The sequence below is a fragment of the Streptomyces sp. NPDC058751 genome (genome assembly GCF_042746485.1).
In the GTDB taxonomy this organism is placed as follows: Bacteria; Actinomycetota; Actinomycetes; order Streptomycetales; family Streptomycetaceae; genus Streptomyces.
Genome location: NZ_JBHYPZ010000001.1, coordinates 16,034 through 32,582, shown reverse-complemented (window position 1 = coordinate 32,582; position 16,549 = coordinate 16,034). Strand labels below are relative to the sequence as shown.

12 protein-coding genes are annotated in these 16,549 nt (G+C 73.2%); 10 read left to right on the top strand and 2 right to left on the bottom strand.

The window, feature by feature from the left end; genetic code table 11:
• Window positions 1–68 precede the first annotated feature (68 nt).
• The 7 genes from ACFW6B_RS00130 (at window position 69) to holA (ending at window position 8,454) form a co-directional block, all read left to right on the top strand.
• Window positions 69–800, top strand: a complete 732-nt coding sequence (locus ACFW6B_RS00130; protein WP_386590988.1) for a hypothetical protein — start codon at window positions 69–71, stop codon at window positions 798–800.
• A 72-nt stretch (window positions 801–872) separates the two neighbouring features.
• Window positions 873–1,718 carry a DegV family protein gene (locus ACFW6B_RS00125; RefSeq protein WP_386590986.1) on the top strand — a complete coding sequence of 282 codons (846 nt, stop codon included), beginning with the start codon at window positions 873–875 and terminating at the stop codon, window positions 1,716–1,718.
• Window positions 1,719–2,285: 567 nt separating this feature from the next.
• Window positions 2,286–3,239, top strand: a complete 954-nt coding sequence (locus ACFW6B_RS00120; RefSeq protein WP_386590985.1) for a ComEA family DNA-binding protein — start codon at window positions 2,286–2,288, stop codon at window positions 3,237–3,239.
• 173 nt (window positions 3,240–3,412) lie between these two features.
• Window positions 3,413–6,079 (top strand): ComEC/Rec2 family competence protein, encoded by a 2,667-nt coding sequence (locus ACFW6B_RS00115; RefSeq protein WP_386590984.1) that lies wholly within the window; start codon window positions 3,413–3,415, stop codon window positions 6,077–6,079.
• Window positions 6,080–6,083: 4 nt separating this feature from the next.
• On the top strand, window positions 6,084–6,914 hold the full coding sequence (locus ACFW6B_RS00110) for an arylamine N-acetyltransferase (protein ID WP_386590983.1): 831 nt from the start codon (window positions 6,084–6,086) through the stop codon (window positions 6,912–6,914).
• Window positions 6,915–6,998: 84 nt separating this feature from the next.
• Complete coding sequence (locus ACFW6B_RS00105) at window positions 6,999–7,244, top strand: hypothetical protein (RefSeq protein WP_386590981.1); 246 nt, start codon at window positions 6,999–7,001, stop codon at window positions 7,242–7,244.
• A 223-nt stretch (window positions 7,245–7,467) separates the two neighbouring features.
• Window positions 7,468–8,454 (top strand): DNA polymerase III subunit delta, encoded by a 987-nt coding sequence (gene holA, locus ACFW6B_RS00100; RefSeq protein ID WP_386590980.1) that lies wholly within the window; start codon window positions 7,468–7,470, stop codon window positions 8,452–8,454.
• Between the two features lie 321 nt (window positions 8,455–8,775).
• Here the strand turns inward: holA and rpsT are convergent, their stop codons facing one another.
• A complete protein-coding gene (gene rpsT, locus ACFW6B_RS00095; protein WP_103553320.1) occupies window positions 8,776–9,042 on the bottom strand; it encodes a 30S ribosomal protein S20 in 267 nt (88 codons plus the stop codon).
• A gap of 303 nt (window positions 9,043–9,345) precedes the next feature.
• Between rpsT and lepA the strand changes: the two genes are divergently transcribed.
• Both lepA and ACFW6B_RS00085 read left to right on the top strand, forming a co-directional pair.
• Window positions 9,346–11,214: a translation elongation factor 4 gene (lepA, locus tag ACFW6B_RS00090; RefSeq protein ID WP_386590979.1), complete on the top strand. Its 1,869-nt coding sequence runs from the start codon at window positions 9,346–9,348 to the stop codon at window positions 11,212–11,214.
• Window positions 11,215–11,440: 226 nt separating this feature from the next.
• On the top strand, window positions 11,441–13,312 hold the full coding sequence (locus ACFW6B_RS00085) for an AMP-dependent synthetase/ligase (protein ID WP_386590977.1): 1,872 nt from the start codon (window positions 11,441–11,443) through the stop codon (window positions 13,310–13,312).
• 104 nt (window positions 13,313–13,416) lie between these two features.
• Here the strand turns inward: ACFW6B_RS00085 and ACFW6B_RS00080 are convergent, their stop codons facing one another.
• Window positions 13,417–14,001: a two-component system response regulator gene (locus ACFW6B_RS00080; RefSeq protein WP_386590976.1), complete on the bottom strand. Its 585-nt coding sequence runs from the start codon at window positions 13,999–14,001 to the stop codon at window positions 13,417–13,419.
• Window positions 14,002–14,318: 317 nt separating this feature from the next.
• On the opposite strand from ACFW6B_RS00080, the gene ACFW6B_RS00075 reads away from it, so the two are divergent.
• The gene (locus ACFW6B_RS00075) at window positions 14,319–16,439 is read left to right on the top strand and encodes a SpoIIE family protein phosphatase (protein WP_386590975.1); all 2,121 of its coding nucleotides are present in this window, start codon (window positions 14,319–14,321) and stop codon (window positions 16,437–16,439) included.
• The last annotated feature ends 110 nt before the right edge of the window (window positions 16,440–16,549 follow it).

Genomic DNA, 16,549 nt, shown 5'->3' with positions numbered 1-16,549 from the left:
ACCTGCCCGCAGCGTTTACCGTTGAGAGCACGGCGAAAGCTGCCGGGGCCGGTCGGAGGAGGAGTGTGATGGGTACCGTGATCACCGTGATCGCCTTGCTCTTCCTGCTGTTCGTGGTGGTCGGCGCGTATGCGACGGTCAAGGTGATCGGTGCCGCCAAGCGCGGTGTGGACCGCACCATCTCGCAGGCCCGCCGCACGGTCGAGGACACCACCCTGCGCGCGAAGACCTTCGCCCAGCCCGGTCCCCAGGGCGAGCTCGCCCAGCTCAGACTGACGCTGCGCACATCGATGCGCGCCACCCAGGACGCGCTGCAGGCCGGCGCGGCGGAGGACGAGTCCCTCAAGGAGTCGCTGAGCCTCTTCGAGCGGCTCAGCGCCCACGGGCACGAGCTGGACGCCGAGCTGAAGCGTCTGGAGGCCGAGCCCGACCGGGACGCGCTCGCCACCCGGCTCCCGGGTCTGCGCGACCGCACCCGGCGGATCACGCAGTCGGCGGACTCGCTGCGCTGGGCCGCCCGCGACCGGGCGCACCGCTTCGCGGGCGACGACCTGGACACACTGAGCGCCCAGATCGACGTGGAGGCCGGCGCGCTGCGGCACTGGGCCGAGGAACCCGGTCCGGCCGTGTCCTGGCCCGACGATCCGGCGGCGGACACGGGCACCTCCGGGGGACAGAGCGCTCCTGGGAGCCGGCAGTCGCGTCCCGAGGACGGGCCGGGGCGTTCGGCCATCACACCGCCCGGTCAACGGCCCACCTACTCCTGGCAGAAGAAGCCCCGCCCCGAGAGCACGACATGATCCAGCCGTTCCGATCGCAGGTGGAAGGGGTCGGGCTGCCACGCACCCGTCCCGCCAGGTAACCTCCAGCTCATGTCCCGCCATGTCGCGATCGTCACCGATTCAACGGCCTACCTGCCGCCGCGGACGATGGAGCGCCACGGCATCACATCGGTCCCCCTGTCCGTGGTCCTCGGGGACCAGGTGCTCGAGGAGGGCACCGAGATCTCGGCCCGTTCCCTGGCCCAGGCGCTGCAGAAGCGGCGGCCCGTCACGACGTCCAGGCCCAGCCCCGAGACCTTCGCCGCGACCTACCGGAAGGTCGCCGAGTCCGGCGCCACCGGCATCGTCTCGCTGCACCTCTCCTCCGAGTTCTCGGGCACCTACGACGCCGCGGTGCTCGCGGCGCGCGACGCCCCGGTGCCGGTGCGTGTCGTCGACACCGGGATGGTCGCCATGGCCCTCGGGTTCTGCGCGCTGGCCGCCGCCGGGACGGCCGAGGCGGGCGGAACCGTCGACGACGCGGTCACGGCAGCCGAGAAGCGGGCCGCGGGCACGTCCGCCCACTTCTACGTCGACACCCTCGACTACCTCCGCCGCGGCGGCAGGATCGGAGCCGCGCAGGCCCTGCTGGGGTCCGCCCTCGCGGTGAAGCCGCTGCTGCAGCTCCACGACGGCCGCATCGAACTCCTCGAGAAGGTCAGGACGTCGTCCAAGGCGATCGCACGCCTGGAAGAGATCGTCGTCGACCGGGCGGGCAGCGCACAGGTCGACATCGCCGTTCACCACCTGGCCGCCCCCGAGCGGGCGTCGGCCCTCGCGGACCGTCTGCGGACGCGGGTGCCGGGACTCGCCGAACTGCATGTGAGCGAGGTGGGCGCGGTGATCGGAGCCCACACCGGTCCCGGACTGCTGGCGGCGGTCGTGTCGCCCCGGTGAGTCGTGTCGCCCCGACGAGGGGGCCGATAACCGTGTCACCCGCGTGCGTCGCTCGTGCGGGTGACGGAGTTATCCACAACTGGGGCGCTTTCCACCGGAATTGAGCATGATCATCGCGAGGGCGCCGGGTTGCCGCATCCTCGCCGCATGGCACTTCGATCGAACTCACGCACCGCGACTTCGACCAGCGGCCCGGGTCGCGGCCCCCTCTCCGACGGCCGCAGCCGGCATCGCCGTCACGACCGGCGAACGCGGACCCGTCGCCGGGAGGCCTCGGCCGCGGCCCTCCGGCTGCGCGCCGACGCGCTCTTCGCCGAACGCGCCCCGGAGCGGCGGGAGTCGGGGAACGGGCCGCCGGGGACGGACCGCGATGCCGGGGACGTCCCGAGGGCGAACACGGCGGCGGGCACGGGAGTTCTGACCGGTCCGGTCCGTCACCCCTGGAACCCCCGGGCCGGGGCACATGGCCGCGACACCGCACAGGACCCGGACCGGACTTCGCCGACGGGAGGCCGGACGGCCGCCGGGACGGTGAACCCGAGCGCGCTGCCCGCCGACGGTCCGATCGTGGGCGGGCCGTCCGTGAGCGACCTGAGCGGGGGCGGGCCGTCCATGGGCGGGTGGGCCGGTGGCGGGCGGACCGCGGGTGAACCGGCCGCGAGTGCACGGATCGGCGGTGAGCCGGCCGCGAATGACCCGGTCTCGTCTGATGCGGGCCCGTCCGGCTCGGTCTCGCTCGATCCGGCTTCGCCCGATCCGGCCGGGGCGGCGGGCGTGTGGCGGGACCGGGCCGGGCTCGCCGTCCGGGAGCGGCTGCCTTTGTGGCTGCAGTCGCGGTGCGGTCTGGAACGCAGGAGCGTGGCCGCCCTGACCGTGCTGCTGGTCGTGGCCGCCGTCTTCGCCGTCCAGCACTTCTGGGCGGGCCGGACGCGGCCGGTCAGGGCTCCTGAGGTGATGAGCGCCGCCGCGCCGTTCGGCGGGAAGCGGGCACCGGGCGAGGAGCGGGGTGCGGAACCGGGCGCCCCGGCCGGAGCCGCGCGCGCCCCTGGCACCGGCGGGGGCACGGTCGTCGTGGACGTGGGCGGAAAGGTGCGTACCCCCGGCCTCCAGCGGTTGCCTGCCGGGTCCCGCGTCGAGGACGCCCTGCGAGCCGCCGGCGGGCCGCGGCCCGGCACGGACACCGACGGCCTCAACCGCGCCCGGTTCCTCGTGGACGGAGAACAGATCGTGGTCGGCGCCTCCGCGCCCCCGGCCGGAGCCGGATCAGGCGGCTCCGGGGGTTCCGGGCCGTTCGGCGCCGGAGGATCCGCGGCGGGTGCGGTGCCGTCCGCGCCGATCCCCCTCAACACGGCCACCGTCGACCAGTTCGACAGCCTGCCCGGGGTCGGTCCCGTCCTGGCCCGGCACATCGTCGACTACCGCACGGCGCACGGCGGTTTCCGCTCGGTCGACGAGCTCCGCGAGGTGAACGGGATCGGGGACCGCCGCTTCGCGGACCTCCGGGACCTGGTGCGGCCATGAGCGGGTCCGGTTCCGGGAGGAGGGGTGAGCGGGCGAGCCCGGTGTCCGGAGGGGTGTCCGGCGGGCCGGTGAGGACGCCCGAGCCCCGTCCCCGGAGGGCGACGGAACCCGGGGAGCCGCAGGGGTCCCCGACACGCCCCGCGACTCTCCCCGGCGCCACCGGCCGGAGGCCCGTGCACGCGGCGTCGGGCAGGCGGCTGGGCGCCTCCCACCCCAGGGTGGAGGGGCCGGCCGACCTCCGGCTCGTGGCACCCGCCGTGGCGGCCTGGCTCACGGCGGCCGTGAGCGTCGGAGTGCCGCCGGGCTGGGTCACGGCCGTCGTGGCCGTGACCCTGACCACGGGCGGCGCACTGCTCCTGGCGGTGGGGCGCGGAGAGGCGGGGGCGGGACGGGGAGGCTTCGGCACGGAGGAGGGAGGCGCGAGGACCGGGCGGAGAGGCTCGGGTACCCGGAGGCAGGACGCGGGCACGGGGCAGGAGCGGGGGCGGGGCGCCTCCCGGCCGGGGACGCGGGTGTCCGTCGCCGCCGTGCTCCTCTGCGTCGGCGCCTCCGCGGCCTCCGCCGGACTGCACGCGGCGGACCTGCGACGCGGACCCGTCCCCGCGCTCGCGGAGAGGTTCGCCCACGTGACCGCGGAGGTGGAGGTCACCTCCGATCCCCGGCTCACCCGGCCCCGGATCAACGGGGACCGCATCGCCCCGACGGCTCTGCTGTTCGACGCCGACGTCACACGGGTCACACGGGCGGACGGCACGGTGGTGGCCACCCGGACACCGGTGCTGGTGATCGTCGACGTCCGCTCACGACGAGGTGCGCCCGGGAAGGCCGACGGGCGCTCGGGACGAGGTGCGCCCCGGGAGACCGGCGGGCACCTGGGGGGCGGCACGCCCCGGGACACGGACGGGCGTTCGCCCTGGCTGGCGCTGCTTCCGTCGACCCGGCTGCGGGTCGCGGCGCGGGTCGTGCCCGCCCTGTCGGACGGGGAGGACATCGCGGCGGTGCTGCGGGTACGGGGGAGTGCGCCCCCGGAGGTGGTCGCGGCGCCGTCCGGTCCGCAGCGCTTCGCGGGCCGGCTGCGCGAAGGGCTGCGCGAGGCGACCGACGGCCTGGACGCGGACGCGCGGGCGCTGCTGCCGGGGCTGGTGGTGGGGGACACCTCACGTGTCACGCCGGAGCTGGACGACGCCTTCAAAGCCACCGACCTCACCCATCTGCTCGCCGTCAGCGGGGGCAATCTCGTCATCGTCCTCGCGCTGTTCATCGGACCGCCGGGCCTTGCCCAGCGGGTGGAGCGCCGGGGCCTCGCCTCGCGGCTCGGGGTTCCGCTCCGGGCGACCGCCCTGCTCGGCGGAGCGCTCACCCTCGCCTTCGTCGTCGTGTGCCGGCCGGACCCGAGCGTGCTGCGGGCGGCGGCCTGCGGAGCGATCTCGCTGCTCGCCATCGCGACCGGGCGCCGCAGATCGCTGATCCCGGCTCTGGCCGCCGCGGTCCTGCTCCTGGTGCTGTACGACCCCTGGCTCGCCCGCAGTCACGGGTTCCTGCTCTCCGTCCTCGCGACGGGAGCCCTGCTCACGCTCGCCCCGCGCTGGAGCGCGGCCCTCCGGCGGCGCCGGGTGCCTCCGCGTGTCGCCGAGGCACTGGCCGCGGCCGCCGCCGCGCAGGCCCTGTGTGCGCCGGTGGTCGCCGTACTGTCGGCCCGGGTGAGCCTGGTGGCGGTGCCGTGCAATCTCCTCGCGGAGTTCGCGGTCTCGCCGGCCACGGTGCTGGGGTTCGCGACGCTGGCGACGGCCCCCTGGGCGATGCCCGCGGCCGAGGTCCTGGCGTGGGCGGCGAGTTGGCCCGTCCGGTGGATCGCGGGCATCGCGCGCGCCGGGGCGGCCCAGCCCGGTGCGGGAGTGGACTGGCCGGACAGCTGGACCGGTGCCCTGCTGCTGGCTCTCGTCACGGTGGCGGGCGTGGCCGCGGGCCGACGGCTGCTGGGACATCCGCTGCCGAGCGCTGTCGGCGCGGTGCTGCTCCTGCTGTTCGTGGTGCAGCCGCCCCCGCTCACCAGGATGATCACGGGGTGGCCGCCGCCCGGCTGGAGGCTCGCGATGTGTGATGTGGGCCAGGGCGACGCGAGCGTGCTCGCGGTGGGCGACGGCAGCGCGGTGGTGGTGGACGCGGGACCGGACCCGGTGCTGGCGGACCGCTGTCTGAGCGCGCTCGGGGTCACCAGGATCCCGCTCGTCGTCCTGACGCACTTCCACGCCGACCATGTCGCGGGTCTGCCCGGTGTGCTGCGAGGCCGCCGGGTGGGCGCCATCGGGACGACCGGCTTCGAAGAACCCTGGGAGCAGGCCGAGTTCGTACGACGGGAGGCGCTGGCGCGGCACATCCCCGTGACCCGGGCCGTGGCGGGGGAGAGGGGGAGCGCGGGACGCCTCGACTGGCGGGTGCTGTGGCCGCCGCAGGGACAGGTCCCGCCGCCGGACGGCCCGAACGACGCCAGCGTGACCCTGCTCGTGCGGTCCGCGGGGCTGCGGCTGCTGTTGCTCGGCGACCTGGAGCCGCCCGCCCAGCGGGCCCTGGCGAGATCACCGGCGGCCGCGGAACTGGACGGCGTCGACGTGCTCAAGGTCGCCCATCACGGATCTGCGTATCAAGATCCGGAGCTGATACGCAGGGCGGCTCCGCGGCTCGCGCTCGTCTCGGTGGGCGGCGGCAACCCTTACGGACACCCCGCCCCGAGCACGGTCGCCGCCCTGCGGGCCGGGGGTGCGGTGGTGCTGAGGACCGACGAGGACGGTGACCTCGCCGTCACCGGTGCGGGCGCGGGGCTGGGTGTGGCGCGACACTGAAGGCATGAATTCCGCACAGGCCGACGCCTACCTCCGCCGCATCGGGGCCCAGCACCCGGGATGGCCCACGTCCGGTGTGCTCCGCGAGCTCCAGCTGTGCCACCTGCGGACAGTGCCGTTCGAGAACCTCTCGATCCATCTCGGCGAGGGGATCGTGCTGGAGGAGAAGAGGCTGCTGGACAAGGTGGTGGGATCGCGCAGAGGGGGTTTCTGCTACGAACTGAACGGTGTTTTCGGGGCCTTGCTGGCGGTGCTGGGCTTCGACGTGACGCTGCTCGCGGCGCGGGTGTACGGGGACGACGGGAAGCCCGGGATCCCTTACGACCATCTCGCGCTGAGGGTGCGGACGGCGGACGGGGGCGACTGGCTGACCGACGTCGGGTTCGGGGCGCACAGCCACTACCCGCTGTCGTTCACGGAGCGGGGCGAACAGCGGGACCCCGGCGGGACGTTCCGGGTCGTGGAGTCGGCGCCGGACGCGGCGGGGGTACGGGGAGCGGGCGGTTCCCGTGAGTACGAGGACCTGGACGTCCTCATGGGCGGAAAGCGGCAGTACCGGCTGGAGGTACGGCCGCGCGTGCTCGAGGACTTCGCCGCCGGGGCCTGGTGGCACGGTACCTCGCCGCTGTCGCACTTCACCCGGTCGCCGGTCTGTTCACGGGTCACCGAGGACGGGGGACGGATCACGCTCAGCGGCCGCAGGTTCACCGTGACGGCGGCCGACGGGACCAAGGAGGTGTCGGAACTGGTGACGGACGAGGAGGTGCTGGCGACGTACCGGGAGCGCTTCGGGATCGAGCTGGACCGGGTGCCGGAGGTCAGGGAGTTGGGGTAGCCGCGGTCCGGAAGCCGCGCAGATCACACGTGCCGGACCCGGATCCCGGCGTCGGCCGCGCCGGGCGTGCCGGAAGATGTCCGGGTGAGCGATGTGAGACATGTACTGGTGCTGCCCGACCGCGATGCCGCGGAAGAGGCGGCGGAGGCCGTGGGTGACCGGTTCGGGCTGCTGGAGGAGCCGCAGTTGGTCCGGGAGGCACTCGCGGGTGAGGACGACGCCGAGGACGCGCAGTGGCTGGTGGTGCTGACTGACCCCGAGGCGCGGCTGGACCCGAAGGAGCTGGACGAGTTCGCGGCCGAATGGGACGGCTGGCACGAGGAGCCGTAACCCGTCCCGCCCGAGCCCGGCCGGGCCCCGTCCGGTCCGCCGGCCCGGCCCGGCCCGGCCCGGTCCTGCCCTGCCTGGACCTGCCCGGACCTGCCCGGACGGGACCTGCCCAGGTCGGCTGGGGTCCGGGCTCGGCTCGTTTCGGCTTTCCGGGGCCGGAGTGGGCTGGGATCGGGGGCGGCTCGGGCGCGTGGTGTCAGTGGCGCGTGGGATGCTTTCGGGGATGGCCAAGAAGACCGCACAAGACGACCCTCTCGCCCCTGTCACGCTGGCAGTGGGCCAGGAGGATCTCCTGCTCGACCGTGCCGTGCAGGAGGTGGTGGCCGCCGCCAGGGCCGCCGACGCCGACACGGACGTACGGGACCTCACCCCGGACCAGCTCCAGCCGGGCACGCTCGCCGAGCTGACGAGCCCCTCGCTCTTCGCCGAGCGCAAGGTCGTGATCGTACGCAACGCCCAGGACCTGTCGGCCGACACGGTCAAGGACGTCAAGGCGTATCTGGGGACTCCCGCCGAGGAGATCACCCTCGTGCTCCTGCACGCGGGCGGGGCCAAGGGCAAGGGGCTGCTCGACGCCGCGCGCAAGGCGGGCGCGCGGGAGGTCGCCTGTCCCAAGATGACCAAGCCGGCGGACCGGCTGGCGTTCGTGCGGGGCGAGTTCCGGGCGCTGGGCCGGGCGGCGACTCCGGAAGCCTGCCAGGCGCTGGTGGACTCCATCGGCAGTGACCTGCGGGAGCTGGCCTCCGCAGCCTCGCAACTGACCGCGGACGTCGAGGGGACGATCGACGAGGCCGTCGTCGGGAGGTACTACACCGGGCGGGCCGAGGCGTCCAGCTTCACCGTGGCCGACCGGGCCGTCGAGGGACGGGCCGCGGAGGCGCTGGAGGCGCTGCGCTGGTCGCTGTCGACCGGCGTGGCCCCCGTCCTGATCACCAGCGCGCTCGCGCAAGGGGTGCGGGCGATCGGAAAGCTGTCCTCCGCGCGGGGCGGCAGGCCCGCGGACCTGGCCCGTGAGCTCGGGATGCCGCCCTGGAAGATCGATCGCGTGCGGCAGCAGATGCGGGGCTGGACTCCGGACGGGGTCGCCATGGCGCTCACGGCCGTCGCGCAGGCGGACGCCGGGGTCAAGGGCGGCGGGGACGACCCCGAGTACGCCCTGGAGAAGGCGGTCGTGGCCGTCGCCAGGGCCGCCCGCTCCGGCCGGCGCTGACCCCGCGGAGGTCACACACCCGTGCCGTCACGGGCGACGGCACTCCCACAGCGCGCCCGGCCACGGGCGACGGCACCCACAGCACACCGCGCACCCCGCTCGCACCCCGCCGTGGGTGCCCCGCGGCACACCGAAGGCCCCGCTCGTTCTCCCGGGGAAGGGAGGAGCGGGGCCTTCGGTTCAAGCCGGTGGACTCACGCCCGCGTGGCGAACGCAGATCGCGCGTGAATCCGGTACGTCGGTCGGGAGCGGAGAGAGAGGGCCCGCTCGGGTCCGGCCGACGGTCAAGTCAGGGGTCGAGCCCCGGAGGGCTCAGCCGACTCAGCCCTGGAGGGAGGCGACCTTCGAAGCAAGCGCCGACTTCTTGTTGGCGGCCTGGTTCTTGTGGATGACGCCCTTCGAGACGGCCTTGTCGAGCTTGCGCGAAGCCTCGCGCGCCGCGACGGTGGCCTTCTCGACGTCACCCGCGGCAGCAGCCTCGCGGGCCTTGCGGATCGCGGTCTTCAGAGAGGACTTGACGGCCTTGTTGCGCAGCCGGGCCTTCTCGTTGGTCTTGATCCGCTTGATCTGGGACTTGATGTTCGCCACTGATGAGCCTTTACAGGTTCAGGCGCGCGAGACGTCACGTCTCACCCGCCGTTTGATTTTCTTGGGTGCGTCTCCTGCAGAGAGGGCATGAGACACAGCCACCCAGGCTACCAGTCCCCGCGCGAGCGGCCCAAACCGGCCCCGCGCCCCCGGCCGCCGATGCCCTGGTCAGGGCCTTCGGGCGGGCTTTCGCCGCCCCTCCCGCGCGGCCCGAACCGGTCGCAGCCCGCCGCGCGTGGGACCATGGAACCTACGTATCGATCCGACCCGAGGCACAAGGCGCCTCAAGAGACAGGACCCTGCGTGCCCGCGACCCCTAACAATGTGCCCGAGCCGAGCCGTACCGACCCGGCTCTGATCCGCAATTTCTGCATCATCGCGCACATCGACCACGGCAAGTCCACGCTCGCCGACCGCATGCTCCAGCTGACCGGGGTGGTCGAGCAGCGGCAGATGCGTGCTCAGTACCTCGACCGGATGGACATCGAGCGCGAGCGCGGCATCACGATCAAGTCCCAGGCGGTCAGGCTGCCCTGGGCCCCGTCCCAGGATCCGGGCCGCACCCACATCCTCAACATGATCGACACCCCTGGGCACGTCGACTTCACGTACGAGGTGTCGCGGTCCCTGGCGGCCTGTGAGGGCACGGTCCTGCTCGTCGACGCCGCCCAGGGGATCGAGGCCCAGACCCTCGCCAACCTCTACCTGGCGATGGAGAACGACCTCAAGATCATCCCCGTACTGAACAAGATCGACCTGCCGGCCGCCCAGCCGGAGAAGTTCTCCGAGGAGCTGGCCAACCTCATCGGCTGCGACCCCGAGGACGTCCTCAAGGTCTCCGCCAAGACGGGCCTCGGCGTCGAGGCGCTGCTCGACAAGGTCGTCGCCGAGATCCCCGCCCCGGTCGGCGTCCAGGACGCCCCGGCGCGCGCGATGATCTTCGACTCGGTCTACGACTCGTACCGCGGCGTCGTGACGTACGTCCGTGTGATCGACGGGCAGCTCAACAAGCGTGAGCGCATCAAGATGATGTCCACCGGCGCCACGCACGAGCTGCTGGAGATCGGCGTCTCGTCCCCCGAGATGAAGGCGGCCGACGGGCTCGGTGTCGGTGAGGTGGGTTACCTCATCACCGGTGTGAAGGACGTCCGCCAGTCCAAGGTCGGTGACACGATCACCACCCTGCACAAGGGCGCCACCGAGGCGCTCGGCGGGTACAAGGACCCCCGGCCCATGGTCTTCTCGGGCCTGTATCCGCTGGACGGCTCCGACTACCCCGAGCTGCGCGACGCCCTGGACAAGCTCCAGCTCAACGACGCGGCGCTGGTGTACGAGCCGGAGACCTCCGCGGCGCTGGGCTTCGGCTTCCGCGTCGGCTTCCTCGGACTGCTGCACCTCGACGTGATCCGCGAGCGGCTGGAGCGCGAGTTCGGGCTCGACCTGATCGCGACCGCCCCGAACGTGGTCTACCGCGTCGAGATGGAGGACCGCAGCGAGCACACGGTCACCAACCCGAGCGAGTTCCCCGAGGGCAAGATCGACAAGGTGTACGAGCCCGTCGTGCGGGCGACGATCCTCGCCCCCTCGGAGTTCATCGGCGCGATCATGGAGCTGTGCCAGACCCGGCGCGGCACCCTGCTCGGCATGGACTACCTCTCCGAGGACCGGGTCGAGATCCGCTACACCCTGCCGCTCGCGGAGATCGTCTTCGACTTCTTCGACCAGCTGAAGTCCAAGACCCGCGGCTACGCCTCGCTGGACTACGAGCCCACCGGCGAGCAGGCCTCCAGCCTGGTCAAGGTCGACATCCTGCTGCACGGCGACAAGGTCGACGCCTTCTCGGCGGTCACGCACAAGGACGCGGCGTACGCGTACGGCGTCCGGCTGGTCGCCAAGCTGCGCGAGCTGATCCCGCGGCAGGCGTTCGAGGTGCCCATCCAGGCGGCCATCGGCTCCCGGGTCATCGCCCGCGAGACCATCCGCGCCATCCGCAAGGACGTCCTCGCCAAGTGCTACGGCGGTGACATCTCGCGTAAGCGGAAGCTGCTGGAGAAGCAGAAGGAGGGCAAGAAGCGGATGAAGATGGTGGGCTCCGTGGAAGTTCCGCAGGAGGCCTTCATCGCCGTTCTGTCCAGCGACGACAGCGCCGGTTCGGCCAAGGGCAAGAAGTAGCCACGCCGAATCCCGGGAATTTCAGGGCCCGTCGCGCTCCGGCGCGGCGGGCCCTGTGCTTGTCTCGGGGGTGTGTCCAGCGGGAAGTGGCCGGGAAGTGACCTGCCGCCGCCTCTTACGCACCGGCCGGACGCGCTCTAGTCTGATCTCTGCTCGGTAGTTACTCGCGAGTTAAACAACAGCCGCAATTGAGCCAGCCGCACTGCCGCGGGCCCCGGAGGATGTCGTGAGCGACACACAGACCCTGATCGAGAACCGTCCGCCGTCCGTCGCCGCCCTCTTCCTGGAGCGCGTGGCGGCCACACCCGACGCCGAGGCATACCGCTACCCGGTACCGGCACCGGGCGAGGGCCCGGACGAGTGGAAGTCGCTGACCTGGGCGCAGTCCGCCGAACGGGTCTACGCCATCGCCGCCGGTCTGATCGAGCTCGGCGTCCAGCCGGAGCAGCGCGTCGCGCTCGCCTCCTCGACCCGGGTCGAGTGGATCCTCGCCGACCTCGGCATCCTCTGCGCGGGAGCGGCCACCACCACGGTGTACCCGCAGACCAACGCCGAGGAGTCGGCCTACATCCTCTCCGACTCCGCGAGCAGGATCCTCATCGCGGAGGACGCGGCCCAGCTCGCCAAGGCGCGGGAGAAGCGCGCGGAGCTCCCCGAGCTCACGCACGTCGTGGTCATCGACCCGGAGGGCGTGGAGAGCGGGGACTGGGTCCTGACGCTCGCCGAGCTGGAGGCGCGCGGCTCCGCGTACCTGGAGAAGAACCCCGAGCTGATCAAGGAGCGGGTCGGCGCGATCACCGCCGACCAGCTCGCGACCCTCATCTACACCTCCGGCACCACGGGCCGCCCGAAGGGCGTCCGGCTGCCGCAGGACAACTGGTCGTACATGGCCAAGGCCATCGCCGCGACCGGCCTGGTGAGCCAGACGGACGTCCAGTACCTGTGGCTGCCGCTCGCCCACGTCTTCGGCAAGGTCCTGACCTCCGGCCAGATCGAGGCCGGGCACGTCACCGCCGTCGACGGCCGCGTGGACAAGATCATCGAGAACCTGCCGGTGGTGCGGCCGACCTACATGGCGGCCGTGCCGCGCATCTTCGAGAAGGTCTACAACGGGGTCGCGGCCAAGGCGCGGGCCGGCGGCGGCGCCAAGTACAAGATCTTCCAGTGGGCCGCGGAGGTCGCCCGCGAGTACGCGAAGGCCAGCCAGGACAACTTCCGCCGCACCGGTTCGGCCTCCGTGCCGTTCGCGCTCGGCGCCAAGCACAAGGTCGCCGACGCGCTCGTCTTCGCCAAGATCCGCGAGGCATTCGGCGGCAACCTGCGGGCCTGCATCTCCGGCTCCGCCGCGCTCGCCCCGGAGATCGGCTACTTCTTCGCCGGCGCCGGCATCCACATCCTGGAGGGCTACGGACTCACCGAGTCCTCCGCGGCCTCCTTCGTGAACCCGGGCGAGGCCTACCGCACCGGCACGGTCGGCAAGCCGGTGCCCGGCACCGAGGTGCGCATCGCGGAGGACGGCGAGATCCTGCTGCGCGGCCCCGGCATCATGGAGGGCTACCACGGGCTGCCCGAGAAGACCGCCGAGGTCCTGGAGGCGGACGGCTGGTTCCACACCGGCGACATCGGCGAGCTGTCCGTGGACGGCTACCTGCGGATCACCGACCGCAAGAAGGACCTCATCAAGACCTCGGGCGGCAAGTACATCGCGCCCGCCGAGGTCGAGGGCCACTTCAAGGCCGTCTGCCCGTACGTCTCCAACATCCTCGTGCACGGCGCCGACCGGAACTTCTGCACCGCGCTCATCGCCCTCGACGAGCCGTCCATCCTCGGCTGGGCCGAGGACAACGGCCTGGAGGGCAAGTCGTACGCCGAGGTCGTCGCGGCACCCGCCACGGTCGCCCTCGTCGAGGGGTACGTGAAGGAGCTCAACGCGGGTCTGCAGCGCTGGCAGACCATCAAGAAGTTCCGTCTCCTGCCCCGCGACCTGGACGTCGAGCACGGCGAGATCACCCCGAGCCTCAAGCTGAAGCGCCCGGTCGTCGAGAAGGCGTACAAGCACCTGATCGACGAGATGTACGCGGGCTCCCGCGAGGCGTAGCCCCCGTCCCCGCCCCTGCCCCCGTCCCTCGCGCCCCGGCCCGTCCGGAGCGCGGGGGACGCGCAGGCCCCCTCCGCCGGCCGGGCGGTCGGCTCCCGCGCGCCCTACGCGTTCCGGCTCCGCCGCATCCTGCCCAGCAGTTCGTCCATCTGCCGTATCTGGGCGCGTAGTCCGGGCACGTCCTGCACGGCGTTCGCCGCCAGGTGCGTGTCCATCCTCCCGAGCCGGGCGGCGAGTTCGTCGAACTGGTCCTGCTCGCGGGCGAGCAGCGACTCCAGCTGGCGGTTCTTGCGGTGCAGTTCGAGGAAGACGCTGACCTTGGCGCGCAGGACCCACGGGTCGAACGGCTTCGCCACGTAGTCGGCGGCCCCCGTCGCGTACCCGCGGAAGGCGTAGCCCGCGTCGGCGTCCCTGCCCGTCAGGAAGATGATGGGCACGTCCTTGGCCCGGTCGAGCCGCTTGATGTTCGCGGCCGTCTCGAATCCGTCCATGCCCGGCATCCGGATGTCGAGCAGGACGACCGCGAACCGCTGCCGCAGCAGGGCCTCCACCGCCTCCTCGCCCGAACGCGCCCGCACCAGCGGCTCGTTGAGGGAACGCAGGACGGCCTCCAGCGCGACCAGGTTGTCCTCCATGTCGTCGACCAGGAGGATGCTCGATCCCTCGTCGGTCGTCGTCCGAACGCTCATGATGACGGTCCCTCGCTCGGTCCGTGGTTCTCCGGTGTCCCGCCGTCCGGCGGCCGGCCGGCGACCGCCCCGGGCTCCGCGCCGAAGCCGCCGTCCCGTGTCACCGTCCCGCGCCGCCGTTCCCGTGCCGCCGTCGTCGTGACGGGCGGTGGAGGCTGATCGGATGCTCGATTCTGTCCGTCTTCGTGTACATCCATACCAGTGTTCTCACTCATGACGGCCCACTTCGGTGACTCGGTGCTCATGAGCGCCGTCAGTCTGTCACCCTGGCCGCATCGTCCGAGGTGTCTTCGTCCGAACTGCCCAGGGAGCGCACAGTGGGGGCCATTCCGACGCAACGGGAGTCCACGGCGTGCGCACCGGACGTGCTCGCGCACCACCCCGCAGGCCGGGACATCGTGTCGCACACGTCGTTGCCGGGCACTCCGCTCGCTCCCGCGGCCGCGCGCCGGTTCCTCCGCGACACGCTCGAGAGCTGGACCGGACTGGCCCTGCCGGGCACCGAGATCCTCGACGACCGGCTCACCGGCGACGCGGCCGTGGTGGTCAGCGAACTCGTCACCAACGCCGTCGTGCACGCGGGCACCGACGTCGAGCTGCTGTGCCGCCTGGAGTGCCCGGCCGACGGCCCGCCGGGACCGCTGGTCGTCGAGGTCTCCGACCAGCACCCCTCGCGCGCCATACGGGAGGACGGCGCCGAACCGCCCTACGGGACACCGGAGTACGGGCGGGGCCTGCGCCTCGTCGCCGCGCTCTCCGAGGCGTGGGGGATCACCTATCGTCCGGGCGTCAAGACGGTGTGGTCGAGGCTGCCGGCCGCCGGGACCGCCGCCGCCCCGCCGGGGACGGCCGTCTTCACGGACACCGACGGCCTGCGCCCGCCGGCCCGCTTCGAGGACACGAGCGGTCTCGCCGGACCGGTCTCCTTCGCGGGCGCGGACGGGTTCGCGGGAACGGACGGGTTCGCCGACGTCGACGGGCTCACCGGCGCGGCGGGGGGTCCGCGACCGGCCGGGCCCGGGGCCACCGCGTACGCCGAGGGACGGGTCCCGGGCCACGGGCCGCGGGCCGGCGGCGAGCCGTACGGCGCGGTGCCCGTCCCGGGGGCGGACCGGAGCGGCGCGCGGGGCCACGACTGGCTCGACCGGGGAGCCCTCTCCTTCCTCGCCGAGGCCTCCGACCTGCTCGCCGGACAACTCGACGAGGACCTGGTCGCGGCCCTGGCCGGGCAGCTCCTCGTCCCCCGCCTCGCCGACTGGTGCGCGGTGTGGCTGGAGGACGAGGCCACCGGCCGGGCCGGCGGTCCGGGCCTGGCCCTCGGCCCCCGCCTCGCCCGGGTCTGGCACGGCAGCGAGAACCTGATCGAGGGCCTGCGCCAGGCACTGGAGAAGGACCCGCCGCGGCTGCCCGAGGCGGTGCGCTCGCGGGCCGTCCCGGTGCCCTGGCCCGGCGAGGCGCTGGGCGCCCGCGGGACGAGCGGGGCGGCACTGGCGTACCGGCTGATCGCGGGCGGCCGGCCGCTGGGCACGCTCGTCATCGGACGGGCCGGACCACCCGACTTCCCCGACGAGGTCACCGGGCTCGTCGAGGACCTCAGCCGCCGCATCGCCCTGGCCATCGGAGCGGCCCGGCAGTACGCGCGGCAGGCCACCATCAGCCGGGTCCTGCAGCGCGGGCTGCTGCCGGGCGCGGTCGCCGAGATCCCCGGGGTGCGCAGCGCCCTCGTCTACGAGCCGCTCGACCAGGGCGGCCCGAGCGGTGACTTCTACGACGTGTTCCCCGCGGGTGACGGGCGCTGGTGCTTCGCGGTCGGCGACGTCCAGGGCAAGGGACCCGAGGCCGCAGTCGTGATCGGGCTGGCCCGGCCCTGGCTGCGGCTGCTGGCCCGCGAGGGCTACGACGTCGCGGACGTCCTCGACCGGCTCAACCAGCTCCTCCTCGACGACGCGACGGAGGCGGCGGACGCGGCGGCCCGCGCGCTCGTGGCCGCGGGGGGACCCGGGCTCGGCACCGACCCCGGCCCGCAGACGCGCTTCCTGTCCATGCTCTACGGCGAGCTGGTGCCCTTCGAGGGCGGAGTGCGCTGCACCCTCGCCTCGGCGGGGCATCCGCTGCCGCTGCTGCTGAGCCCCGACGGCGAGGTGCGGGAGACGGCCCGGCCGCAGACCCTGCTCGGCGTGTTCGAGGACCCCGAGTACACCTCCGAGTCCTTCGAGCTGTACCCCGGAGACACCCTCCTGTGCGTCACCGACGGGGTGACGGAGCGGCGCGACGGGTCCCGTCAGTTCGACGACGACGACGGTCTCGCGCACGCCCTCGCGGGCTGCGCGGGCCTGAACGCCGAGATGATCGCGGAACGGATCCGCGCCCTGGTCCACGCGTTCGGCCCCCGCCCGCCCGAGGACGACATGGCGCTGCTGGTGTTACAGGCGCAGTAGCGGGCCCACCGCGGCCGGGGCGCCCGGCCCGTCCGCCCCGTGGCCGGCCGGGGTCCGGCCGGGGTCCGGCCGGGAAGCGACCGGGGGCCGCTCCGGGGCGGTGGCCGTCC